Origin of the sequence: Pseudomonas sp. URIL14HWK12:I5, from assembly GCF_900176445.1 — a bacterium.
In the GTDB taxonomy this organism is placed as follows: Bacteria; Pseudomonadota; Gammaproteobacteria; order Pseudomonadales; family Pseudomonadaceae; genus Aquipseudomonas; species Aquipseudomonas monteilii.
This window is the reverse complement of record NZ_FWXQ01000002.1, coordinates 129,659-152,696: the sequence shown is the minus strand read 5'-3', so window position 1 is coordinate 152,696 and position 23,038 is coordinate 129,659. Positions and strand designations below refer to the sequence as shown.

The following is a 23,038-nucleotide window of genomic DNA, read 5'->3' as shown; positions in this document are numbered from 1 at the left end:
CTCCTAAAGGGTCTTGAGCACAGTCACTGAAATGGCGTCGGAAATTTCGCCAAACGACACCACATCCAGCTCCCGGTAACGGCCCTCGATCAGTTTCTTGATGTAGCGCCGCACATCCACCGAGGCCAGGATGACCATGTCTTTCTGAGGGATGTGCAGGCTATCGAGCCCGACTGCCAGCCGGTCCATAAGCTCTTCGCTGGCGGAGGGCTCCAGGTTGAGGAAGCTTCCGCCAGAGGTCTGACGTATGCCCTTGCGCACCACGTCCTCGAACTCCGGCGAGAGCAGCAGCACACGCAGGTCGTTGCCGTTGGCAAACTTGTTACTGATGTAGCGTGCCAGGCCGCCGCGCACGTGCTCGACCAGGACAATCACGTCTTTCTCACGCGAGCCCCAGTGAGCAAGCGTTTCAAGAATCAGTTTCATGTTGCGCACCGAGATCCGCTCGGCGACCAGGCGCTGCAGGAGCTCCGCGACTTTCTGCACCGGGGCATGCCGGTAGACCTCTTTGACCAGGTCCGGGTAGCGCGCTTCCATCTCGTCGAGCAGGACCTTGCTCTCCTGCACCCCGAAAAACTCCGAAATATTGCGAGCCAGCAGGGTTACCAGGCAGCGATAGAATTCGTCATAAGCCGTACGCAACTGATGCCCCAGGCCCTGCAGTTTTTCGCGCTCGCTGCTGCGCACCCATACGCTGGTTTGCTTGTTGCTGTCGACGCCCCTGGTCAGGTCCAGGCCGAGATGTTCAAGCTCTGGCTTGTAATCGACAACACGTAGCAGATCGAAGTGGATATCGAACTGGTCTGCACGCACTTCGTTGATCAACACCGCGACTTGCCCAATCGGCAGTGAGTCGGCACCGCGCAATCGGGGCTCGGGGATCCGGATACCGTAATCGATGAAGAACTGGCTGCGAAAACGCTCACATAATCGAGCCTCGCGCAGCGCTTCGACGCGAGCGCTTGGCACCAACAGCATCAAGGCGACGGTTTCGGTGGCCATGTCGTCGACGTTCTCGATCAGGCCCAACTCGCTTTCGGGTTCCCCCTCTTCACCCGCCAAAGACACAACGGGGGCAGTACCCGAGCTTTTCTTCTCCAGCCGGTAGCGAAAGAACAGCAATGCCACCAGCGCACTGGCGATGATCAGAAACACCGCAACCGGGAACCCTGGCAGCATTGCCACACCGACCGCCAGCAAGGCAGTGATACCCAGCACAAAAGGATGCCCCAGCAGTTGGCTCATCATGTTGCGCCCCAGGTTGGCCTCGTCTCCGTTGACACGGGTCACGATGAAACCTGCACCAATGGCGATCAACAGCGCGGGAATCTGCGCTACCAGACCGTCACCGATAGTCAGCAACGTGTAGGTCGACAGCGCCTCGGACATGTCCATACCCAATTGCCCGACACCGATTGCGATCCCCCCCAGAAAGTTGACGAAGATGATGATGATCCCGGCGATCGCATCGCCTTTGATGAACTTCATGGCGCCATCGAAGGAGCCATACAACTGGCTTTCGCGCTCTAGCGTACTGCGCCGCTCACGCGCCTCCTTGGCATCGATGACACCGGCCTTGAGGTCGCCATCGATGCTCATTTGCTTACCCGGCATGCCGTCGAGGGAGAACCGCGCCGCCACTTCCGCCACGCGCTCGGAACCCTTGGTAATGACGATGAACTGCACGATGGTGACAATCGCGAAGATCACGAAGCCCACCACCAGGCTGTCGCCAATCACAAACTCACCGAATGACGCGATGATGTCACCGGCATCGGCCTGCACCAGGATCAGCCGACTGGTACTGATCGATAACGCCAGACGGAACAACGTGGTGATCAACAACAGCGCGGGAAAGGTGGAAAAACTCAGGATCCGCTCGATGTAGAACGACCCCATGAAGACGAGGATCGCAATGACGATGTTCAGACCGATCAGAAAATCCACCAGCGGCGTCGGCAATGGAATGATCAGCATGGCGATGATCATCACCATGAGGGCCAGGATCAGCAGCTCGGGGCGAGCAGTGACATTGCGCAGGAATTTATCGAGCATGATAAGTACCGACCTTTCAAGATCAGGAGGCGAAACGAGCCGTCAACGCGGCATGTCGCTCGATGGTTTCATGGGCAAACACCAGGTCGGCCAAGTGCGTGAATTGCGCGGCGATGCGCGCTAATGCCTCGTCATCGCCAAACAGCTCCAGCGGCAGCGCCAGGCAGGCCAGTCGCAACAGTTGCAGCAGTTGCGCGCGCTCGTGATGGTCAACCAACAACAAGCGCTCCCCAAAGAGACCTGACAGCAACGGGTCGAGCTCGTCGGGAAACTGCAACAGCCCCAACAAGAACACCAACCAGTCCGGCTCGCTGGCGTTATGCTGGCAAACCAGCTCGTGTACGAGCAGCCCGCGGATGAACACGACATCAACCGAACGCAGACGCTTGAGGTCACCCAGTTTTTTCAGCAACTGGCCAAACTCGTCGCGTGAGCAACTGGGGTCCTGGGCATCGATGTCGGTCAGCAAGGCTGCCTCGATAAAATCCAGGACCGGGCCACGGTGCCGATAGCCGTAGAGGGCTATCCAGTCCTCATAAGACTCGACCGGGCCGCCTTCGGACTCCAGGAACAAGCGATAGGTGTCACGCAATAAAGCCGCTTGCAACGCCAGCGCCTTGCCAAACATCTTGGCTTTGAGTGCCGAATTGATACCGGCCTTCAAACGCTTGGGCGGCGACTGAACGAGTACCTGTTGCAGTAGCGTCTCCAGACGCCGGCGAGTCGCCTCGGCCATCACTCTTTCCCGCAACAGCTGGCGCAGCACCAGCACCAGATCACTGTCATCGGGAAACAGCCCCCGGGCCTGTGCCAGCAGCCATTCGATGCTGCGCTCGGCAAGCTTGGCCAGCGACTGTATTTGCCGAGCCTTGGGAACAACATCTTCCTCCAGGACCCGCTCGAAGCTGTCTGCCAAGCCTTCGAACTTGTCGCCAAAATCGCCTCTACGGCGAAACTGCGAACGCAGGGACGCCGCCATCTCATCGCTGTTTTCAACGAATCGCTGGACGCTGGCTGCTGGAGAAGTATCGTCGTCTGGCGCTTCAACGACCTTTGCCTGGGGCTCGCCGCCCTGATGCGTGCGCGCCATCTGCATGCGCGACAGCACTGCGCCAATAGCCGCCATATCAGCGCTCCAGCGCGCGCAGCACCGCGCGGTCGGCCGGGTCACGGGCCACCTTGCCGATCACCTGCGCGCCAATCTGCATAGCGCCTGGTTCCAACGGACTGTCGAGCTCTTTAGGTTGAATCAGGAACACCCGAACCGTGTTGGATTCACGGGTCTGCCGATAGCTGAACATCCTCCCCAGATAAGGAATATGCCCCAGCACCGGAATACGCTTGATCACCTCTGCACTCTCGTCACGGGTGAAGCCGCCTACCAGCAGGCTCTTACCCCTCGGCACCCGGGCAACGGTACTGATACGCGTTCGGCCAACCGTCGGCAACGCGTCGATCGCAGACGACTGCGCGGCCGAATCGACCACACTGCCGTCCTCGATGTTGAGTGCCATCTCGACTTCTCCGGATGCTGAAATCCGTGGCAAGACGCTGACCAGGGTGCCGTAAGTGACATGTTCGAGCTCAACACTGCGCTCACCGATCAGCCGCGCATAGAACGTACGGTTATTGTCGAAAATCGCCGGAACGTTTTCTTGAGTCAGCACGACCGGGCGCGAAACCACCCGGGCGCGGTTGTCGGTTTCCAGCGCCGAAATGGCAGCCATGAACGAAGTGCTATCCAGCGTACTCAGCGAGCCGCCGTTGAGCGATGCGGCCACCTTCGAGCCAACCTTGAACGACCCCTTCCAGTCGACGCCCAACTCATTGAGGTCGTCCTTCTGCAGGTCGATGATCCACAGGGAGAGCTCGACATGGCGCTTTGGCTCATCGAGCGCAGCAACCAGATTCTCGATAAAAAGTACCTGTTCCGGGAGCCCCTTGACCAACAGGCTATTGGTATCGGGATAGGCCACTACGCGGATATTGCCGGCAGCCAGATCACGAGCGATGATCCGCGGCGTAGTCGTGTCGGAAGATGCAGACTCAGGAACTCCCAGCCCCTCCAATGGAAAGCTCGGCATGCCACCCGGACGCCCTTCTCCAGCCCTGTTGATCACCGCGTTGACACCACGGATTTCCCCCTTGAGCAGCGTCTCGATAGCCGTCGCAATGCCGGGTACCGTGATGCTTTGGTCGCGCAACTCGTAATTGCGATCTGCAACGAAGGTATTGCGCAAATTGATAACGCCAATACGCTGCTGTCCGAGTTGCAAGCCGGCACTTTGGTTGTCCATGAATTGCGCGGCCTGCGCCACCAGGTCGACATAGATCGGCGGGCCGGAAATGTAAAAGGTCCGCAATCCATCATGACGCAAAGGGTATCGGGCATCGCGCAAACCAGAGTTGCGCAGGAAAGCATCCAGCTTCTGGACAGTGATGGTGTTCAACGAGATGACAGTACTCTTCGCTTCGGCCGCCTCATAGACATACAGCGTCTGACCATCGCTGTACCAGATCAGCGCCATTTGCCGAACAATACGCTCCAGCGTCTGCTGCGGTGCGGCGAGCGAAAATTCGCCACTGATGGTGCGCCGCGCTGCTGCTTTGCTGAGGATGACCGGTTTACCCAAGGACGCTGACAGTGCATCGAAGAACGTGCGCAGGCCTTCCTGACGAGCCACATAACCCTCTTCAGCACGAACAGAGGCAACCGATGAAGCCATAGGCAACATGCAACAAAGCACGAGCATGACAGCCCGCGGACACATACTTTTAAACTTCATGAATTCATTCGCCAGACAGGCCGGTTATATCGATCAAACTACTCGGCGCAATGCCGACCAGCTCTCGAATCTCTTTGGAAAAATGCGAGGAAGAGGCGTAACCAAACTCCAAGGCAACGTCTGTCAGGGAGGCAGCGCCTTCAGCCATGCTCAGAAGCGCTCGCGCCGTACGCCACACACGCAACTCGGACTTGGCTGTACCACCCAGGGCTTGACGGCAAAGCCTTCTGAAGTGTGAAACCGATACGCCATAACGACCTGCAAGGTCCTGGAGCTTTTCACCCCCCGAACCTTGCTCCAACAAAAAACCGAGCAGCTGATAATGCTCACTGCTACGCAGATGACGGGCAAAAGTTTGATAGGCAGCATCACCTTGCAACGCAAGGGTGAGATACCAGGACTCCAGCGCCGGCGCCGCTCGCCCTTGGCCAAGACCTTCGCTCAACACGGCCCAAGGCTCGCCTGGAGCAGGTCGCACCTCAGGCACGCCCCCCTGATCGATGAACAACTGCAACTTGAAAAGATTCGTTTGCGATAACGGCAGCACCCAGGCGCTGCCACTGAGCACTTGCAACCCCGGGCGTAAAACCAGCAAGCCTTGCCAACCTGGCGCCAGGCACAAGAAAGCCGAACGCTCGCGATGCGCCAGACACAGAACGTCACAGCCATTGCGGATACGAATGACTTGCTCACCAGACTTCGTAAGGGCACACCAATCCCTCAGGGTTGAAATCGAGTCTGGTTTATCGTCCGCCCCCACTTCAGTTGCCACCATCACAATCACCCGGCATAGATTCCCAGCCACTATGCTGGAGACCCGTCGAACAATCTTGATGAGAAACTGATGACAACTGCCTGTACCGACCTCTTCGCGGGCAAACCCGCGCCCACAGTTACCGCACCACCTTCAGCCCTGTGAAATCCCTGTGGGAGCGGGTTTACCCGTGAAGAGGCCGGCCCTGCCGAGATAGGTTCATGAAAGGAGGGATTGAAAAAATGCAGGCATAAAAAAAGAGGCCCTTAGGCCTCTTCTTTTTGTGACCCCAGCCATGCACTGAGGACCGAATTTGGAGCGGGAAACGAGACTCGAACTCGCGACCCCGACCTTGGCAAGGTCGTGCTCTACCAACTGAGCTATTCCCGCGTCGTGATGGGTGCCATTCTAGCGATTTCTAAAACAGCGTCAACCCCTTGATTCAAAAAAACTTTTATTTCTGCTCCGAACCTTCGCGCAGGTGCGGCCAGGCAGCCAGCAGGTAATGCACCATCGACCACAGCGTCAGCCCCGCCGCCACCAGCAGCAGCCCGTAACCCAGGATGACCCAGAAAGTCACCGCCGGTGGGTTGGCCAGCAGAATCACCAGTGCCAGCATCTGCGCGGCAGTCTTCCATTTGCCAAGGTTGGACACCGCCACATGCGCCCGTGCGCCCAGCTCCGCCATCCACTCGCGCAGTGCCGACACCACGATTTCGCGGCCGATGATGACCGCAGCCGGCAGGGTCAGCCAGAAGTTGGCGTGGGTCTGCACCAGCAGCACCAAGGCCACGGCCACCATCAGTTTGTCGGCCACCGGGTCCAGAAAGGCACCGAACGGGGTGCTCTGCTGCAGCCGACGAGCCAGATAACCGTCCAGCCAGTCGGTGGCCGCTGCGACGGCAAACACGCTGCTGGCGGCCATATAGCTCCAATGGTAGGGCATATAGAACAGCAGGATGAAAATCGGGATGAGCAGGACGCGTAGAACGGTGAGCAGGTTTGGAATATTCATCGGTACGACTGGCTGCAAGTTGAGCCCGGCATTCTACTCGCTATGCAGGCTGGCATAAATTGATTCGGCAAGCTTTTTACTGATGCCGGGGGCTTTGGCGATTTCATCGATACTGGCGCGGTTGAGCTCTTGCAGGCCGCCGAAATGTTTCAGCAGGTCGCGGCGGCGCTTCGGCCCTACCCCGGCCACATCTTCAAGGCTGGAGACGCGACGGGCCTTGCCACGACGGGCGCGGTGACCGGTGATGGCAAAACGGTGGGCTTCATCGCGGATCTGCTGGATCAGGTGCAGAGCGGCAGAATCGCCCTTGAGGGTAAATTCGTGGTGCACGTCGTTCAGATAAAGGGTCTCGAAGCCTGCCTTGCGGGTAACGCCTTTGGCCACGCCAAGCAGGGTCAGGTCGTTGAAGCCCAGTTCCTGCATCACATCGCGGGCCATGTTCAGCTGGCCCTTGCCGCCGTCCACCAGCAACACATCGGGCAGCTTGCCCTCGCCGTCCTTGATACGCCCGTAGCGGCGAGTCAGCGCCTGGTGCATGGCGGCATAGTCATCACCACCGGTGATGCCTTCGATGTTGAACCGACGGTAATCGGACTTCAGCGGGCCTTCAGGGCCGAACACCACGCAGCTGGCCACGGTGGCTTCGCCGCTGGAATGGCTGATGTCGTAGCACTCCAGGCGCTGCGGCACTTCATCCAGGCCCAGCACTTCGGCCAGGGCCTCGAAGCGGGCAGCCATGTGCTGGCGGTTGGCCAGGCGGGCGTTGAGCGCCTGCTCGGCGTTGGTCACTGCCAGCTGCTGCCAGCGGGCGCGTGTGCCGCGTACCCGGTGGCTGATGGTCAGCTCGCGGCCACGCAGCGTGTGCAGCGCCTCGGTGATGGCTTCGAAGTCTTCGTGAACCACGTTGACGATCAACTCGCCAGGCAGTTCGCGCTCTGCATTGCCCAGGTAGTACTGGGAAAGGAATGCGGCCATGACCTCGGCCACCTCTTCCTCGATACCCACCTGCGGGAAAAAGTTCTTGCTGCCCAGTACTCGCCCACCGCGCACGCTGATCAGGTGCACGCAGGCGCCGCCCGGGTTGACGAAAGCGGCGATGACGTCGACATCGCCACTGCCACCTTCTATGTACTGCTGGTCCTGCACGCGCCGCAACAGGGAGATCTGGTCACGCAGCTCGGCAGCTTTCTCGAAATTGAGGGCCATGGCGGCCGTTTCCATCTCGGCATTCAGTTCGTTGCCCAACTGCTGGCTACGCCCTTCCAGGAACATGACCGAGTGGCGCACATCCTCAGCATATTCCTCGGAGGTCACCAACCCGGTGCAGGGCCCTTTGCAGCGTTTGATCTGGTACTGCAGGCAAGGCCGGGTGCGGTTTGCGTAGTAGCTGTCCTCGCACTGGCGCACGGAAAAGGCCTTTTGCAGCAGGCTGAGGCTTTCGCGGATGGCCCCCGCGCTCGGGTACGGGCCGAAGTAGCGGCCCTTGGCCTTTTTCGCCCCACGGTGAATGCCCAACCGTGGGAACTCGCCATCGGACAGGAACACATAGGGGTAGGATTTATCGTCGCGCAGGAGGATGTTGTAGGGCGGGCGCCATTCCTTGATCAGGTTCTGCTCCAGCAACAACGCCTCGGTTTCGTTGGCGGTGATGGTGGTTTCGACCTGCGCAATACGCGCTACCAGCGCGGCGGTCTTGGGCGCCAGGCCAGTCTTGCGGAAATAGCTGGCCAGGCGCTTTTTCAGGTTCTTGGCCTTGCCCACATAAAGCAGCCGGGCTTCACCGTCGAACATTCGGTAAACGCCCGGGCGACCGCTGCAGGTCGCCAGGAATGCGCTGGCATCAAACACTTGGGACATGAGATTTACAGGCTTGCGTCAACCATGCCGTGGCGAACGGCCAGCAAGGTCAGTTCGACGTCGCTGGTGACCGAGAGTTTTTCAAAGATCCGATAACGGTAAGTATTGACGGTCTTGGGCGAGAGGCACAACTTGTCCGAGATGATCTGCACTTTCTGGCAGCCGACGATCATCAGGGCAATCTGGATTTCCCGTTCGGACAACGCGTCAAACGGCGAACCTTGCGGCTGAAACGGTTTCAGGGCCAGCTGCTGGGCGATTTGCGGGCTGATATAGCGCTGGCCGGCAAAGGCCAGCCGAATAGCCTGGACCATTTCATCAAGGCCTGCCCCCTTGGTCAGATAGCCGGCAGCGCCGGCCTGCAGCAAGCGCGTGGGGAACGGGTCTTCCTCGCACACCGTCACGGCGACTACCTTGATGTCCGGATGGCTGCGCAGCAATTTGCGGGTAGCCTCCAGGCCACCGATGCCGGGCATTTTCACGTCCATCAGCACCACATCCGGCTTGAGCTCACGGGCCAGTTTGAGCGCCGACTCGCCCGAGTCCCCCTCACCCACTACCTGCAGGCCGTCGATGTCGGCGAGCATGCGCGTAATACCGGTTCGTACCAGATCGTGATCATCGACCACTAAGACCCTAATCAAGCACACACCTCGTCAGCAGGGCGATTGGATCCCGCCACCTTAACAAAATTTTTCACGGTGGGCCTAACGCATTGATTCCGTCAGAAACGCCTGACGTTCAACGGCGAGCGGCCTCATTGTTTGCCGGGGTTGACCGTTGCTGGACAAGCGCCCCAACAGGTGCCATAACGCCGCCTGATCGTCGAACGATAACTGCCGGAATGCCCCAAGCAAACCAGACTCATCGGTACTCAAACCTTCCAGCTGTGCTGGGGTACGAATACCGCTGAGCACATACAGCGCGTCCACGCCCCGAACCGACAACGCCGCGAGGTAATCGACCCGAGGGGTACGCTCACCGCTTTCATACTTGCCCTGAGCGTTGGGTTCAACACCGCCGATTTCGCCAAATACTCGCTGGGTCATGCCCAGTCGTTCACGCTCTTCCCGCAGCCGCGGACCGAATCCATTCATTGGGGGCTCTCCTCTTCCCTGATATGCCAGATGCCCGCCCTACCGTCCGTAGGCGGCACAAACATGTGGATCCACTATGCCCATGGTCTGGGGTCACGACAAGCCATCATTGGGCTATTAATTGATGGCTCGCTGCATACGCACAAAGCAATCGTCTTCTCCCATTTCAACGAAACCGTGGCGCTGATACAGCTGACGGGCCGGGTTGCTGCGAAACACCATCAGCCGCAGCAGCGGCAGGCGCCGCTGCCTGGCCCAGAGCGCCAACTGCTCCAATACCCAGCTGCCGACCCCGCGCCCACGGTGCTCGGGCAACAGGTGCAACTCGCGGATGAACAACGCCTGGCGGTCCTGGCTAAGGCTGCAGAAACCCAGCAGGGTGTCGCCTTCGGTCACCAGCCACTGCTCGCGCCAGCCCCAGGCCTCGTCGAAGGCTTCTTCGATCCACAACAGGTCGTATTCGCGGTAGTACGGCAACATGGCGCGGCGCGTGAGGTCACGGGCAAAGGTGCAGTGGCGGTCGTTGGCGGGGGTTAACTGTAAAGGCATCGCATTTCGCTCATCGGGGATGACACACGGTCGCACAAACACCGCCCCTGCGGGTACGCCTCGCGTTTCTTGTAGCGAATCATCGCGCGACCCTGCCATTACCGTCTGTCTTGAGCCTAGATAATTCATTGATCAAGGTCACGGCCGGGTTACGAATTGTTTCTATGCTCAAAGCCTTCGGCACCCACGCCCAACGCCAACGGGAGCACCCATGGCAACCCCGTCACTGGCCAGCCAGCCGCAACTGGCCCGGCGCGATTCCCGCCCGCAGCTTGCCCACACGCCAGGGCGCGCCACCCTCGTGTTGTTCTTCGGCCTGCTACTGGCCGGTATTGCCTATACCGTCTGGAGCCTGAAACAGGATGTAACGGCCAGCGGAACGGTAATCACCACGGTCACACCGTTCCTTCTACTGGGCCTGGCGCTGCTGATTGCCCTGGGCTTCGAATTCGTCAATGGTTTTCATGACACCGCCAATGCAGTCGCCACGGTCATCTACACCCACTCGCTGCCAGCACCGGTGGCGGTCGTCTGGTCCGGGCTTTGCAACTTCCTTGGCGTGTTACTTTCCAGCGGCGCGGTGGCGTTCGGCATCATTGCCCTGCTGCCGGTGGAGCTGATTTTGCAGGTCGGTTCCTCGGCCGGCTTTGCCATGGTCTTCGCCCTGCTGCTGGCCGCCATCATCTGGAACCTCGGCACGTGGTGGCTGGGCCTGCCAGCCTCGTCCTCACACACCTTGATCGGCTCGATCATCGGCGTGGGTGTGGCCAACGCGCTGATGCATGGGCGTGACGGCACCAGTGGCGTGGACTGGGCCCAGGCCAGCAAAGTCGGCTATGCCTTGCTGTTCTCACCCCTGATCGGCTTTGCCTGCGCGGCCTTGTTGCTGATGGCGTTGCGCGCACTGGTCAAGCGCAAGGAACTGTATCAGGCGCCGGAAAGCCGCACCCCACCACCGTGGTGGATCCGCAGCGTCCTGATCCTCACCTGCACCGGCGTATCCTTTGCCCACGGCTCCAACGACGGCCAGAAAGGCATGGGCCTGATCATGCTGATCCTGGTCGGCACCCTGCCCATGGCCTATGCCCTGAACAAGACCATGCCCAACGAACAGGCTTTGCAGTTTTCTGCCGTCGCCGAAGTAACCCGCCAGGCGCTGGTGCGCAGCGACCCGCAAGCGGCCCCGGCCGACCCGCGCCAAGTACTGACCTTGTTCATTGCCGAGCCCAAGGCCAGCCCGCAACTGGTGCCGGCACTCGCGGCGCTGACCGGGATGATCGGCGACCAGGTCAAAGGCTATGGCTCGCTCAAGCGCGTGCCGGCTGAAGCCATGGCCAATGTGCGCAACGACATGTACCTGACCAGCGAAACCATTCGCCTGATCGAGAAAAAACACCTGGTGGCATTCGATGCCGACACCCGCAGCCATGTAGAACTGTTCAAGGCCCAACTGGACGATGCCACCCGCTACATTCCACTGTGGGTGAAGGTGGTCGTGGCCATCGCGCTGGGGCTGGGCACCATGGTTGGCTGGCGGCGTATCGTGGTGACGGTGGGCGAGAAGATCGGCAAGACCCACCTGAGCTATGCCCAGGGCGCCTCGGCTGAAGTGGTTGCGATGTGCACCATCGGCGCGGCGGACGTGTTCGGGCTGCCGGTTTCGACCACCCATGTGCTGAGCTCTGGCGTGGCCGGCACCATGGTCGCCAACGGCTCAGGCATACAGAAACGCACACTGATCAACCTGCTGATGGCCTGGGTGCTGACCCTGCCGGCAGCCATGGTGCTGGCAGGGTCGCTGTACTGGTTGTTGAACCAGGTCCTCTAGGTCAGTCAGGCAGGAATCTTCAGGCCGCGCTGCACGGCTGGCCGTTCAAGGAAGGCGGCCAGTACCCGTTGCACTTCCTTGAACTGATCAAAGCCTACCAACTCCCGCGCGTTGTAACGTTCCACCAGGTTGCGTACCCACGGGAAGATGGCGATGTCGGCGATGCTGTACGCGTCCACCATCCACTCCCGCCCTTTCAGGTGCCGATCCAGCACACCCAGCAGCCGTTTGGACTCGTTGACATAGCGATCACGCGGACGCTTGTCTTCATATTCCTTGCCAGCAAAGAAATGGAAGAAGCCAACCTGGCCAAACATCGGCCCGATGCCGCCCATCTGGAACATCAGCCACTGCAGGGTCTGGTAACGCTGGGCAGGGTCCTGACTGAGAAGTTGGCCGCTCTTCTCCGCCAGGTACTGCAGGATCGCCCCCGACTCGAACAGCGGCAGCGGCTGACCACCCGGCCCGTTCGGGTCGAGGATGGCCGGGATCTTGTTATTCGCGCTGAGCGAGATGAACTCGGGGCTCAACTGGTCATCGTTGTCAAAACTGACCTTGTGCGCCTCGTAGGCCAGGCCGATTTCTTCGAGCATGATCGACACCTTGACGCCGTTGGGTGTCGGCAGCGAATACAGCTGCAGGCGTTCTGGGTGTTTGGCGGGCCACTTGCGGGTAATCGGGAAAGCACTGAGATCGGTCATGATCAACCTTGCCTGGGGAATGAACCTGTCACTCTAGAGACATCCCCGGCCGCTGACCATCACCGACCACTTATCAGCGCTGGCAACTCAGGCCTGACCGTGGGCCTTGAGCTTGAGCTTTTCGGTGTCGACACGCACGAACACCGAGTCGGCGGTCACGGTCAGCACATCGTCGGCCCAGACCTCGCAGATCACCCGGCTCTTGCGCCCTACGTCCCCTTCCACACGCGCCTTGAGCAACAGCTCGACGCCCATGGGCGTGGGTTTCAGGTAGGTCAGGTTGAGCGTACCCGTGACGCAGTCGATGCGCGGCAGGCTGCCCGGCTCGCGGCCTTCATTGCGGTAGTGGTAAGCCATGGCCGTCCAGTTGGAATGACAGTCGACCAGCATCGCCAGTAGGCCGCCGTAAACCAGGCCGGGCCAGCCGATGAAGGTGCTGTCGGGCGCATGGCGGCATATCAGATGAACGCCGTCGGCGTCCCAGTGGCTTTGCAGGTGCAGCCCGCTGGGGTGGGAGCACCCGCAGCCATAACACGTGCCGTCGGGTGCCGCGAGGGCCTGGAGGGAAAGGGCTTGGTCGTTCATACGCTTCCTGTGCTTATTGAAATGGGGGCGCGCAACGCCCCCATTAAAGCAGAAACATCAGGCCGTCTGGGCAACCACCTTGGCACGCCGCTGGGTCAGCGAAACCAGCAGGATGAACAGGGTGACGCCAGCAGTCATCAGGGTTTCGTAGCGGTAGGCATCGCTGAACAGCATGTAGCCCAGCACCATGACGATGGTGCCGATCACCAGCCAGGTCAGCCACGGGAACAGCCACATTTTCAGTTCCAGCGGCCGCCCTTCGCGCTCGGCCCGGGCACGCATGCGAAGTTGCGACACGGCAATCACCAGGTACACCAGCAAGGCGATGGCACCGGTGGTGGACAGCAGGAAGCCGAACACCTTGCCCGGGAACACATAGTTGACGAAGCAACCGGCAAAGCCTGCCAGGGTGGAGAAGATCACCGCCACGGTCGGTACCCCGGAGCCGGAGATGCGCTTGGTAACGCTCAGTGCCTGACCACGGGCACCCAGCGAATAGAGCATGCGCGATGCGGTATACAGACCCGAGTTCATGCAACTGGTCACCGCTACCAACACCACCAGGTCAACCAGCAGTTTGGCACCTGGCACGTTCAACACCTCCAGTACGCGCTGGAACGAACCGACCGCCTTGAGTTCAGGGTCGTTCCAGGCCACCAGCGACACCACCAGGAAAATCGACGCCAGATAGAAGATGGCGATACGGTACACCACCAGGTTGGTGGCGCGGCGGATCTTGTCTTTAGGGTTGGCGGTTTCGTCAGCGGCAATGGTGACGATTTCGGCACCGAAGAACGAGAAGATGGTGATCAGTACACCACCCAGCACCGTCCCGAAGCCGTTGGGCATGAAGCCGCCGTTGTCCCAAAGTCGGCTGACCCCGGACACCTCTGCCAGCGGCCAGAAGCCGAACACGGCCAAGGTGCAGACCACGATGAAGGCAATGATCGCCACCACCTTGACCAGGGCGAACCAGTACTCGAAGGCACCGAAGTTCTTCACGCTGATCAGGTTGGTGCCCGACAGCACCAGCATGATCAGGAAGGCGAACAGCCACGATGGCACCCCAGGGAAGTAGGCGTGGAGGATGTCAGCGCCGGCAATGGCCTCGACCGGAATGATCAGCACCCAGAACCACCAGTACAGCCAACCGATGGTAAAGCCCGCCCATGGGCCAATGGCTTCGGAGGCATAGGTGGAAAACGAGCCGCTGTTAGGGTTGGCGATGGCCATTTCGCCCAGCATACGCATCACCAGCAAGACCAGCAGGCCGGTCATGGCGTAGGAGATGAGGATGGCCGGGCCGGCGGTGGCAATGGCGTTGGAGGAGCCGATGAACAGGCCGGCGCCGATAATGCCCGCAATGGAAATCATGGAAACCTGACGGGAGGTCAGGCCGTGCTGCAGGGAACGCTGTTTCTTGTTGTGTTGCGAAGCCATGAAGAACCCTCGAATGGGTCGGCCGCAGCGAAGCGGCTGAAGGTCGGAGCAGAATTCTTATAAATTTCTGATGTTCGTTGTTGTTGTTTTGCAGATGCCGGAAGCGGTTACAAACCTCCTCTTCGCACGACCGGTTGTAATCGTTGATCCAGGTCAGTATTAATCTATAGGCCGGGGTCAACAAACGACCTTTTCGAACCACATGATTCCGCTTTGGAATGAACTCCTTCCTTTTTTGCTCGGTATTTGCCCGTCATGTCCAAACGCCTGATGCCTTCGACCACCGCCCTTCAGTGCTTCGAAGCGGCCGCCCGCCACCTCAGCTTCACCCGCGCGGCGCAGGAACTGCACCTGACCCAGAGCGCCGTCAGCAAGCAGGTGGCGCAGCTTGAGGACATGCTCTCGCACTCGCTGTTCCAGCGCATTCGCCGCCGCCTGCACCTGACCCCGGCCGGCGCGCTGTACCTCACCGAAGTGAACAAGATCCTCACCCAGATCGACATTTCCAGCCGCTACATCCTCAGCTACGGCGATGAAACCGAAGTACTGCGCATCGCCACCCAACCCACCTTCGGTGCACGCTGGCTGGTGCCCAGACTCAAGGGTTTTGGCGACCGCTACCCACGCATTCACCTGGACGTGCGCAACGAACTGGAACCGTTCGACCTGGTGCAGGCCAAGGCCGATATCGCGTTTTTCTTCGGCCAAGGCACCTGGCCCGGGGCGACCTGCATCGAGCTGTTCAGCGAAGAAGTGGTGCCGGTGTGCAGCCCGCAGCTATTGGCCAATCACCCTTTCGACAGTGCCCAGGCGCTGACCGAGCACCGGCTGCTGCAGTGCGTGTCACGGCCAGAGGCCTGGCACGAATGGTTTCTGGGGCTGGGGCTGCATAGCCAGAACAGCTACCACGGGCCGCGTTTCGACACGTTCTACCTGTGCATTCGCGCAGCGATTGCAGGCTGCGGTATCGCCCTGATTCCGCGCTATCTGGTGGCAGAGGAGCTAAGCGAGGGCAAGCTGGTGGTGGCCTGGGACCACCCGGTGGCGAGCAATGGCCGGCACTTTATCGCCCATGCCGAGCATGCGGCCGAAGTGCCGAAGATCAGGGCCTTTGTGCAGTGGATTCGGGAGCGGGTGGCTGAGGGCGATTGATATTGACCGCGCCGGCAAGATCACGAATCCACGGAATGATCGCAATCGAATAATTCGTTTGCGGAATAACCCGCCAACACGCTTGGATAATAAGAAACTCGAACAAGGTCCCGCGTGCCCATGAACCAGGAAAGTATCAGCCAGTCCATTGCCATCGTTCACCCGATCACACTTTCCCATGGCCGCAATGCCGAAGTCTGGGACACCGACGGCAAACGTTACATCGACTTCGTCGGTGGTATCGGTGTGCTCAACCTGGGCCACTGCAACCCCGCCGTGGTCGAGGCGATCCAGACCCAGGCCACCCGCCTGACCCACTACGCCTTCAACGCCGCCCCGCACGGCCCGTATCTGGCACTGATGGAACAACTGAGCGGGTTCGTGCCCGTCAGCTATCCATTGGCCGGCATGCTCACCAACAGCGGTGCGGAAGCGGCCGAAAACGCTCTGAAAGTTGCCCGCGGCGCCACCGGCAAACGGGCCATCATCGCCTTCGACGGCGGCTTCCATGGCCGCACCCTGGCCACCCTGAACCTCAACGGCAAGGTCGCCCCGTACAAACAGCGGGTCGGTGAACTGCCTGGGCCGGTGTACCACCTGCCCTACCCCAGCGCCGACACCGGCGTGACCTGCGAGCAGGCGCTCAAGGCCATGGACCGCCTGTTCAGCGTCGAACTGGCTGTGGAAGACGTGGCAGCGTTCATTTTCGAGCCGGTGCAGGGTGAAGGCGGCTTCCTCGCCCTTGACCCCGCCTTCGCCCAGGCCCTGCGCCGCTTCTGCGACGAGCGCGGCATCCTGATTATCATCGACGAAATCCAGTCGGGCTTCGGCCGCACCGGCCAACGCTTCGCCTTCCCACGCCTTGGCATCGAACCCGATCTGTTGCTGCTGGCCAAGAGCATTGCCGGCGGCATGCCACTGGGTGCGGTGGTCGGGCGCAAGGATTTGATGGCTGCGCTGCCCAAGGGCGGCCTGGGCGGCACCTATTCGGGCAACCCGATTGCCTGTGCGGCGGCGCTGGCCAGCCTGGCGCAGATGACCGACGAGAACATCGCCACCTGGGGTGAGCGCCAGGAGCAGGCCATCGTCAGCCGCCATCAGCGCTGGCAGGCCTCAGGCCTGAGCCCGTTCATCGGCCGCCTGACCGGCGTGGGCGCCATGCGTGGCATCGAGTTCGTCAATGCCGATGGCAGCCCGGCGCCGGCACAACTGGCCAAGGTGATGGACGCCGCGCGGGCCAAGGGCTTGTTGCTGATGCCCAGCGGCAAGGCACGGCACATTATCCGCCTGTTGGCACCACTGACCATCCAGGCCGAGGTGCTCGAAGAAGGCCTGGATATCCTCGAGCAGTGCCTGGCCGAGCTGAACTGAGGCTTACAGCCCCAGTTCTTGCGGGGTGAGCATGTCGGACTCGAAGGCAATCCAGCCGCCTTCGAGTTCGGCATGGCCGTTGACGATCGGGCCGTAGTAGGTCAGGCCGTTCTCCAGGGTCACGCAAATGTGCGTGGCCGATTTCTCGGGGGCCGCGAGCGTACCGACGAAATGCACCTTCTTCAGGGTTTCGGTCACCGCTTCCAGGCCAACGCGCATGTTGGGGTTTTCCGCGGCCTCGGTATCTGCGCCGCGGTCTTCAGCGCTGATGGTCACAGTGGCGATGTACGGGTACTTGGTGCTCAAGCGGGGTTACCTCAGTGGATGTGTAGGCGTATGGGCGCGTAGAGTACGGCAGGCGGTCCCGGTTGTCTCTACAGGTGATCTGAATGCCCCGATCTGTTAGGGTGCCCGCCGATGCACGCCACACCACACGAGGATCCCGAGTGAGCGCCGAAGAACCCCTGATCGCCGACCTGTTCGATGTCGACAAACGCCTGTCCCTCAAGCCCGTCGTGGACTTCAACAGCTACCTGCGCAATGCCTTCGGCGAAGGCCCGTGCCGCTGCCACCGCTGCGCCGAAGGTGGTGACGAGAGCACCTACAGCCACGCACACAGCTTCACCTTCGACGGCCGTCAGTGGCACCGCCGCTTTGCCAGCACCTCGGGTAGCGATGTTGCCCAAGCGCTGAAGAAGGCCTGGCTGTCGTACACCAAGGCCGACCTCAACCTGGTCGGCGCGCTGGACCTGAGCACCCTCAAGACCTTCACCGAAGCCGCTCTGCACCCGCGCCTGCTGGCCCTGCTGCCAGCCAGCGGCCTGGCCCGTGAAGTGGATGGCCAATGGATGCTGCAAGCCCAGGCCGACTGACGGCCCGGCGGCAGGGCAGGATTCCACCGGTCTGCTAACGTGGTGGAATCCGCCCATCCGCAGGTAGTCCGCCATGGCCCGCACAACGCCCATCGAGCTGTACCGCAATATCGGCATCGTCGCACACGTTGACGCCGGCAAGACCACGACTACCGAGCGGATCCTGTTCTACACCGGGGTCAACCACAAGATGGGCGAGGTGCACGATGGCGCCGCGACCATGGACTGGATGGCCCAGGAGCAGGAGCGCGGCATCACCATCACCTCGGCGGCGACCACGGCGTTCTGGCAAGGCTCGACCAAACAGTTCGCGCACAAGTACCGCTTCAACATCATCGACACCCCCGGCCACGTCGACTTCACCATCGAGGTGGAGCGCTCGTTGCGCGTGCTCGATGGCGCGGTGGTGGTATTCAGCGGCGCTGACGGGGTGGAGCCACAGTCCGAGACGGTCTGGCGCCAGGCCAACAAGTACCATGTGCCACGCCTGGCCTACATCAACAAGATGGACCGTCAGGGTGCTGACTTCCTGCGCGTGGTCAAGCAGATCGACCAGCGCCTGGGGCACCACCCGGTACCCATCCAGCTGGCCATCGGCAGCGAAGAAAACTTCGTCGGCCAAATCGACCTCGTGAAAATGAAGGCCATCTACTGGAACGATGCCGACCAGGGCACCAGCTACCGCGAAGAACCCATTCCCGAAGAACTGCAGGCGCTGGCCGACGAATGGCGTGCGCATATGATCGAGGCCGCCGCCGAGGCCAACGATGAGCTGACCATGAAGTTTCTCGAAGGCGAGGAATTGAGTGTCGACGAGATCAAGGCTGCGCTGCGCCAACGCACCATCGCCAACGAAATTGTACCGACCATCCTCGGCTCCTCGTTCAAGAACAAAGGCGTGCCGCTGATGCTCGACGCGGTGATCGACTACCTGCCCGCCCCGTCGGAAATCCCGGCGATCAAGGGCACCGACCCCGACGACGAAGATAAGCACCTGGAGCGCCACGCCGACGATAAAGAGCCGTTCTCGGCCCTGGCATTCAAGATCGCCACCGACCCCTTCGTCGGCACCCTCACCTTCGCCCGGGTGTATTCCGGCGTGCTCAGCTCGGGCAACGCAGTACTGAACTCGGTCAAGGGCAAGAAGGAACGCATCGGCCGCATGGTGCAGATGCACGCCAACCAGCGCGCCGAAATCAAGGACGTGTGCGCCGGCGACATCGCGGCGCTGATCGGCATGAAGGACGTGACCACCGGCGACACCCTGTGCGACATGGACAAGCCGATCATCCTGGAGCGCATGGACTTCCCCGACCCGGTGATTTCCGTGGCCGTCGAGCCGAAGACCAAGGCCGACCAGGAAAAAATGGGCATCGCCTTGGGCAAGCTGGCCCAGGAAGACCCGTCATTCCGCGTGCGCACCGACGAAGAAACCGGCCAGACCATCATTTCGGGCATGGGCGAGTTGCACCTGGACATCATCGTCGACCGCATGCGCCGCGAGTTCAATGTCGAGGCCAACATCGGCAAGCCGCAGGTGGCCTATCGCGAAAAAATCCGCAATACCTGCGAGATCGAGGGGCGTTTCGTCCGCCAGTCCGGCGGCCGTGGCCAGTATGGTCACTGCTGGATCCGCTTCGCCCCTGGCGACGAAGGCAAGGAAGGCCTGGAGTTCATCAACGAGATTGTCGGTGGCGTGGTACCACGCGAATACATTCCGGCGATACAGAAAGGTATCGAAGAGCAGATGAAAAACGGCGTACTGGCCGGCTACCCGCTTATCAACCTGAAAGCGGCGGTGTATGACGGCTCTTACCACGATGTCGACTCCAACGAAATGGCCTACAAGATCGCTGCGTCGATGGCCACCAAACAGCTGTCGCAGAAAGGTGGCGCGGTGCTGCTGGAGCCGGTGATGAAGGTGGAGGTGGTGACGCCGGAGGAGTACCAGGGTGACATTCTGGGTGACCTCAGCCGACGCCGCGGGATGATTCAGGACGGTGACGAAACGCCGGCAGGCAAGGTGATCCGTGCCGAGGTGCCGCTGGGCGAAATGTTCGGCTATGCCACCTCGATGCGCTCGATGACCCAGGGCCGAGCGAGCTTTTCGATGGAGTTCACCCGCTATGCCGAGGCACCGGCCAGTATTGCCGATGCCATTGTGAAGAAGAACCGCGGGGAGTGACTCATTAGCCTGTGCCGGCCTCTTCGCGGCTTTAGCCGCGAAGAGGCCGGCACAGGCAACCACCCACCCTCAGTGCTGCTCACCTGCCCGCTTCAACAGCTTCTTGCACCGCTCCGACAAGTGCACCACCCGCAGCTGCTTGCCCGCCTTGGCATACCGTTCACGCAGGGTCTTCAATGCCGCAATCGCCGAGTAATCGACAAAGCTCAGATGCTGGCAATCCAGCGTCACCTGAGCAGGGTCGCTGGCCGTATCGAACTGGTTGAGGAACGAGGTGGTAGAGGCGAAGAACAGCGTGCCATGTACCTGATAATGCTTGCCGCCCTGCGCATCCTCATGGCAGTCCGCATACAACTCCCGCGCATGCTGCCAGGCAAAGTTAAGGGCCGCGATGATGATGCCGAACAGCACCGCCATGGCCAGGTCGGTAAACACTGTCACGACAGTGACCGCAATGATCGCCAGCACGTCATTCACCGGCACTTTGTTAAGCACCCGCAGCGACGCCCAGGCAAAGGTCTGCTGGGCCACCACGAACATCACACCCACCAGTGCCGCCAGCGGAATGCGCTCGATCAGCGGCGACAGGAACAACACGAACAGCAAGATCATCACCCCGGCCACCACCCCGGACAGCCGGCCACGGCCATTGGAACTGAGGTTGATCACCGTCTGCCCGATCATCGCGCAGCCACCCATGCCACCGCACAGGCCCGAGACCATGTTCGCCGCACCCAGCGCCACGCACTCGCGGTCCGGGAAGCCTCGGCTCTCGGTGATTTCATCGGTCAGGTTGAGGGTAAGCAGGGTTTCCAGCAGCCCGACCATGGCCATCAGCACTGCGTAGGGGACGATGATCTTCAGGGTTTCCAGGTTCCAGGGCACATCCGGCAGCGCCAACCCCGGCAGGCCACCGGCGATGTGCGCCATGTCACCCAGGGTGCGGGTGGGCAGCCCGAGCAGGTAAACCAGCAGGCCAACACCCAGGATCGCCACCAGCGCCGGCGGAACTGCACGGGTCAGCTTCGGCAGCACGTAAACCACCGCCATGGTCAGCGCTACCAGCCCGATCATCAGGTACAGCGGCGCACCACTGAGCCAGTGCTCACCGTCCTTGAAATGCTCCAGCTGAGCCATGGCGATGACGATGGCCAAGCCGTTCACGAAGCCAAGCATCACCGGGTACGGCACCAGGCGTACCAGTTTGCCCAAGCGCAGCAGGCCGAACAGGATCATCACCACCCCGCCCAGCAACACCGTCGCCAGCAGGTACTGCACGCCGTGCTGCACCACCAGCGCGACGATCACCACGGCCATTGAGCCAGCGGCGCCGGAGATCATCCCGGGCCGACCGCCGAACAGCGCAGTCAGGGTACAGATGATGAATGCGCCATACAGGCCCATCAAAGGGTTGAGGTGGGCCACCAGGGCAAAAGCGATGCACTCGGGCACCAGGGCGAACGAGGTGGTGAGGCCAGCGAGCAGGTCGGCGCGTAGTCGGGCGGGTTTCATGGATATCCTGTGGTGCGGCCCGGGCGGGCGATACAAAAACAAGGGGCGCGATGTTACGGAATTTGTCTGGCAGCGGCCACCGCGAAGGCCGCTAGCGCGCAGCGCGGGTCAGCCACTCGGCCATGGCGGCATCCTCCAGCGCATACTCACCACGATTGGCTTTCCATACCAGTTCCTTCTCGCGCAAAGCATCCAGCGCTTTCTGTACGTTAGGCGTGCTGGCGATGACCTCTGCCTGAGCCTGCTCCAGCTTGCGACTTACCTCGACCAAAGTCTGCTCGGTAAATGGCGAAAACGGTTGGCGGCCTAGCGTGCGCTCGGCGATGACCTCAAGCACCGCTTGCTGCAAGGGTGAGAGTTCGTTCCAGGCACTTTCGTAGTCGCTCCACACGCCAGCCTGATGATTGAGCGCCCCGGTGCGCAGAAGTTCGCCCAAATTGCCCGCTTCTCCCAGACCAACGCTGACCTCGGCCAGTAATTTGTTGAGCATTTCCGGGCGCCGCCCCACCCGCTCAAAAGCGTACGCCAGGTCATCAACCTTGAATTGATTACTGTCTGCCAGGCGCCGATTCCACAGCGCAGTGATGAACTCGACATATTCACCCCCCAACAACGGGAATGGCGTGATACTGGCGCCGAAGAACGGCTGCTTGCTTTTGAGCATCAAGTTGGCCAACTTGTCCCGGCTGGAGCCAGTGAACACCAGCCGCAGGCCATCCGGGCGATCACCACGGTTCAGGTTGTCACGCGCAGCCTTGAGGGCGAACATCGCGTTAAGGCCATCTTCGCTGTTGAGGGCATGCTGGGCCTCATCGATGATCAGCACAACCATCTGGCCCGACACTTGGTGCAATACAGCAAGTGCCTGAGCGAGGGTAGTGCCCGACGGTAGTTGAGGCCGAGTGAAATCCCAGCTGAGGGTGCGCAGCAGGTTGATCTTGTCGATACCGGCCTTTTTCGCAGTTTTCGTCAGCGCGCCTTCAAAGCTAGCCAGCGCTGCACCGATCGCACCACTGATGAGCTCGGCCGGATCCGCATTACGGTCCGACCAGAGGTCGACGTAAACCGGCAGCCAGCCCAGACGCACGCACTCAGGGATGAAGTCGTTATTGAGAAAGGTACTTTTCCCTGTACGCCTTGGTGCGGCAAGGAACATGCCCGAACTGTAGTCGACCAGCGACTCGCCAGCCAGGTCTTTGGCCAGGGCCTTGGCCAATTGGTCGCGACGCAGGAGCGGGCGGATCGGAGACATGGCTTTATCCTCAATTATCTTGATGAC

Annotated in this window: 20 protein-coding genes and 1 tRNA gene; 5 read left to right on the top strand and 16 right to left on the bottom strand. The window is 60.9% G+C overall.

Going from position 1 to position 23,038, the window contains the following annotated elements; translation table 11 throughout:
• Nucleotides 1-3: 3 nt before the first annotated feature.
• From B9A31_RS05185 to B9A31_RS05140, 10 genes are all read right to left on the bottom strand, one after another.
• Nucleotides 4-2,055 carry an EscV/YscV/HrcV family type III secretion system export apparatus protein gene (locus B9A31_RS05185; protein ID WP_025753396.1) on the bottom strand — a complete coding sequence of 684 codons (2,052 nt, stop codon included), beginning with the start codon at nt 2,053-2,055 and terminating at the stop codon, nt 4-6.
• Between the two features lie 22 nt (nt 2,056-2,077).
• The gene (sctW, locus tag B9A31_RS05180; RefSeq protein ID WP_025753394.1) at nt 2,078-3,181 is read right to left on the bottom strand and encodes a type III secretion system gatekeeper subunit SctW; all 1,104 of its coding nucleotides are present in this window, start codon (nt 3,179-3,181) and stop codon (nt 2,078-2,080) included.
• A 1-nt stretch (nt 3,182) separates the two neighbouring features.
• Entirely contained in the window at nt 3,183-4,841 is a 1,659-nt protein-coding gene (gene sctC / locus B9A31_RS05175) for a type III secretion system outer membrane ring subunit SctC (RefSeq protein WP_233454301.1), read from the bottom strand.
• Between the two features lie 4 nt (nt 4,842-4,845).
• Nucleotides 4,846-5,616, bottom strand: a complete 771-nt coding sequence (locus B9A31_RS05170) for a helix-turn-helix domain-containing protein (protein WP_019096367.1) — start codon at nt 5,614-5,616, stop codon at nt 4,846-4,848.
• A gap of 293 nt (nt 5,617-5,909) precedes the next feature.
• Nucleotides 5,910-5,985 (bottom strand) — tRNA-Gly (locus B9A31_RS05165).
• 64 nt (nt 5,986-6,049) lie between these two features.
• The gene (gene pgsA, locus B9A31_RS05160; RefSeq protein WP_016711578.1) at nt 6,050-6,610 is read right to left on the bottom strand and encodes a CDP-diacylglycerol--glycerol-3-phosphate 3-phosphatidyltransferase; all 561 of its coding nucleotides are present in this window, start codon (nt 6,608-6,610) and stop codon (nt 6,050-6,052) included.
• A gap of 33 nt (nt 6,611-6,643) precedes the next feature.
• On the bottom strand, nt 6,644-8,467 hold the full coding sequence (gene uvrC, locus B9A31_RS05155; RefSeq protein ID WP_027608767.1) for an excinuclease ABC subunit UvrC: 1,824 nt from the start codon (nt 8,465-8,467) through the stop codon (nt 6,644-6,646).
• Nucleotides 8,468-8,472: 5 nt separating this feature from the next.
• A complete protein-coding gene (uvrY, locus tag B9A31_RS05150; protein ID WP_003251380.1) occupies nt 8,473-9,111 on the bottom strand; it encodes a response regulator transcription factor GacA in 639 nt (212 codons plus the stop codon).
• 63 nt (nt 9,112-9,174) lie between these two features.
• Entirely contained in the window at nt 9,175-9,564 is a 390-nt protein-coding gene (locus B9A31_RS05145; protein ID WP_016711580.1) for a helix-turn-helix domain-containing protein, read from the bottom strand.
• Nucleotides 9,565-9,681: 117 nt separating this feature from the next.
• Nucleotides 9,682-10,113, bottom strand: a complete 432-nt coding sequence (locus tag B9A31_RS05140; RefSeq protein WP_016711581.1) for a GNAT family N-acetyltransferase — start codon at nt 10,111-10,113, stop codon at nt 9,682-9,684.
• 211 nt (nt 10,114-10,324) lie between these two features.
• On the opposite strand from B9A31_RS05140, the gene B9A31_RS05135 reads away from it, so the two are divergent.
• Nucleotides 10,325-11,941, top strand: coding sequence for an inorganic phosphate transporter (locus B9A31_RS05135; RefSeq protein ID WP_019096368.1), 1,617 nt, complete (start codon nt 10,325-10,327; stop codon nt 11,939-11,941).
• Nucleotides 11,942-11,946: 5 nt separating this feature from the next.
• Here the strand turns inward: B9A31_RS05135 and B9A31_RS05130 are convergent, their stop codons facing one another.
• The 3 genes from B9A31_RS05130 to B9A31_RS05120 all read right to left on the bottom strand — a co-directional run bounded on the left by B9A31_RS05130 (nt 11,947) and on the right by B9A31_RS05120 (nt 14,667).
• Nucleotides 11,947-12,642, bottom strand: a complete 696-nt coding sequence (locus B9A31_RS05130; protein WP_019096369.1) for a glutathione S-transferase N-terminal domain-containing protein — start codon at nt 12,640-12,642, stop codon at nt 11,947-11,949.
• Nucleotides 12,643-12,729: 87 nt separating this feature from the next.
• Nucleotides 12,730-13,227, bottom strand: coding sequence for a PaaI family thioesterase (locus B9A31_RS05125; protein WP_016711584.1), 498 nt, complete (start codon nt 13,225-13,227; stop codon nt 12,730-12,732).
• Nucleotides 13,228-13,284: 57 nt separating this feature from the next.
• On the bottom strand, nt 13,285-14,667 hold the full coding sequence (locus B9A31_RS05120) for an amino acid permease (RefSeq protein WP_016711585.1): 1,383 nt from the start codon (nt 14,665-14,667) through the stop codon (nt 13,285-13,287).
• Nucleotides 14,668-14,922: 255 nt separating this feature from the next.
• Here B9A31_RS05120 and gcvA point away from each other — a divergent pair, with 255 nt between their 5' ends.
• Nucleotides 14,923-15,819 (top strand): transcriptional regulator GcvA, encoded by an 897-nt coding sequence (gene gcvA / locus B9A31_RS05115; protein ID WP_016711586.1) that lies wholly within the window; start codon nt 14,923-14,925, stop codon nt 15,817-15,819.
• A gap of 120 nt (nt 15,820-15,939) precedes the next feature.
• Nucleotides 15,940-17,190 carry a 2-aminoadipate transaminase gene (locus tag B9A31_RS05110; protein ID WP_084296714.1) on the top strand — a complete coding sequence of 417 codons (1,251 nt, stop codon included), beginning with the start codon at nt 15,940-15,942 and terminating at the stop codon, nt 17,188-17,190.
• A gap of 3 nt (nt 17,191-17,193) precedes the next feature.
• Here the strand turns inward: B9A31_RS05110 and B9A31_RS05105 are convergent, their stop codons facing one another.
• Nucleotides 17,194-17,496 (bottom strand): hypothetical protein, encoded by a 303-nt coding sequence (locus B9A31_RS05105; protein WP_025753382.1) that lies wholly within the window; start codon nt 17,494-17,496, stop codon nt 17,194-17,196.
• 140 nt (nt 17,497-17,636) lie between these two features.
• Between B9A31_RS05105 and B9A31_RS05100 the strand changes: the two genes are divergently transcribed.
• Together B9A31_RS05100 and fusA are read left to right on the top strand one after the other, a co-directional pair.
• Nucleotides 17,637-18,062 (top strand): hypothetical protein, encoded by a 426-nt coding sequence (locus tag B9A31_RS05100; protein WP_019098397.1) that lies wholly within the window; start codon nt 17,637-17,639, stop codon nt 18,060-18,062.
• Nucleotides 18,063-18,135: 73 nt separating this feature from the next.
• A complete protein-coding gene (gene fusA / locus B9A31_RS05095) occupies nt 18,136-20,247 on the top strand; it encodes an elongation factor G (protein WP_019098398.1) in 2,112 nt (703 codons plus the stop codon).
• A gap of 69 nt (nt 20,248-20,316) precedes the next feature.
• Here fusA and B9A31_RS05090 read toward each other — a convergent pair whose 3' ends face one another.
• Together B9A31_RS05090 and B9A31_RS05085 are read right to left on the bottom strand one after the other, a co-directional pair.
• Entirely contained in the window at nt 20,317-21,759 is a 1,443-nt protein-coding gene (locus B9A31_RS05090; protein ID WP_025753381.1) for a SulP family inorganic anion transporter, read from the bottom strand.
• A 91-nt stretch (nt 21,760-21,850) separates the two neighbouring features.
• Complete coding sequence (locus B9A31_RS05085; protein WP_084296713.1) at nt 21,851-23,011, bottom strand: ATP-binding protein; 1,161 nt, start codon at nt 23,009-23,011, stop codon at nt 21,851-21,853.
• Between the last annotated feature and the right edge of the window lie 27 nt (nt 23,012-23,038).

Coding starts and splice junctions, on each gene's coding strand:
- B9A31_RS05185 (WP_025753396.1), bottom strand. CDS start 2,055: ATGCTCGATAAATTCCTGCGCAATGTCACTGCTCGCCCCGAGCTGCTG.
- sctW (WP_025753394.1), bottom strand. CDS start 3,181: ATGGCGGCTATTGGCGCAGTGCTGTCGCGCATGCAGATGGCGCGCACG.
- sctC (WP_233454301.1), bottom strand. CDS start 4,841: ATGAAGTTTAAAAGTATGTGTCCGCGGGCTGTCATGCTCGTGCTTTGT.
- B9A31_RS05170 (WP_019096367.1), bottom strand. CDS start 5,616: ATGGTGGCAACTGAAGTGGGGGCGGACGATAAACCAGACTCGATTTCA.
- pgsA (WP_016711578.1), bottom strand. CDS start 6,610: ATGAATATTCCAAACCTGCTCACCGTTCTACGCGTCCTGCTCATCCCG.
- uvrC (WP_027608767.1), bottom strand. CDS start 8,467: ATGTCCCAAGTGTTTGATGCCAGCGCATTCCTGGCGACCTGCAGCGGT.
- B9A31_RS05145 (WP_016711580.1), bottom strand. CDS start 9,564: ATGAATGGATTCGGTCCGCGGCTGCGGGAAGAGCGTGAACGACTGGGC.
- B9A31_RS05140 (WP_016711581.1), bottom strand. CDS start 10,113: ATGCCTTTACAGTTAACCCCCGCCAACGACCGCCACTGCACCTTTGCC.
- B9A31_RS05135 (WP_019096368.1), top strand. CDS start 10,325: ATGGCAACCCCGTCACTGGCCAGCCAGCCGCAACTGGCCCGGCGCGAT.
- B9A31_RS05130 (WP_019096369.1), bottom strand. CDS start 12,642: ATGACCGATCTCAGTGCTTTCCCGATTACCCGCAAGTGGCCCGCCAAA.
- B9A31_RS05125 (WP_016711584.1), bottom strand. CDS start 13,227: ATGAACGACCAAGCCCTTTCCCTCCAGGCCCTCGCGGCACCCGACGGC.
- B9A31_RS05120 (WP_016711585.1), bottom strand. CDS start 14,667: ATGGCTTCGCAACACAACAAGAAACAGCGTTCCCTGCAGCACGGCCTG.
- gcvA (WP_016711586.1), top strand. CDS start 14,923: ATGTCCAAACGCCTGATGCCTTCGACCACCGCCCTTCAGTGCTTCGAA.
- B9A31_RS05110 (WP_084296714.1), top strand. CDS start 15,940: ATGAACCAGGAAAGTATCAGCCAGTCCATTGCCATCGTTCACCCGATC.
- fusA (WP_019098398.1), top strand. CDS start 18,136: ATGGCCCGCACAACGCCCATCGAGCTGTACCGCAATATCGGCATCGTC.
- B9A31_RS05090 (WP_025753381.1), bottom strand. CDS start 21,759: ATGAAACCCGCCCGACTACGCGCCGACCTGCTCGCTGGCCTCACCACC.
- B9A31_RS05085 (WP_084296713.1), bottom strand. CDS start 23,011: ATGTCTCCGATCCGCCCGCTCCTGCGTCGCGACCAATTGGCCAAGGCC.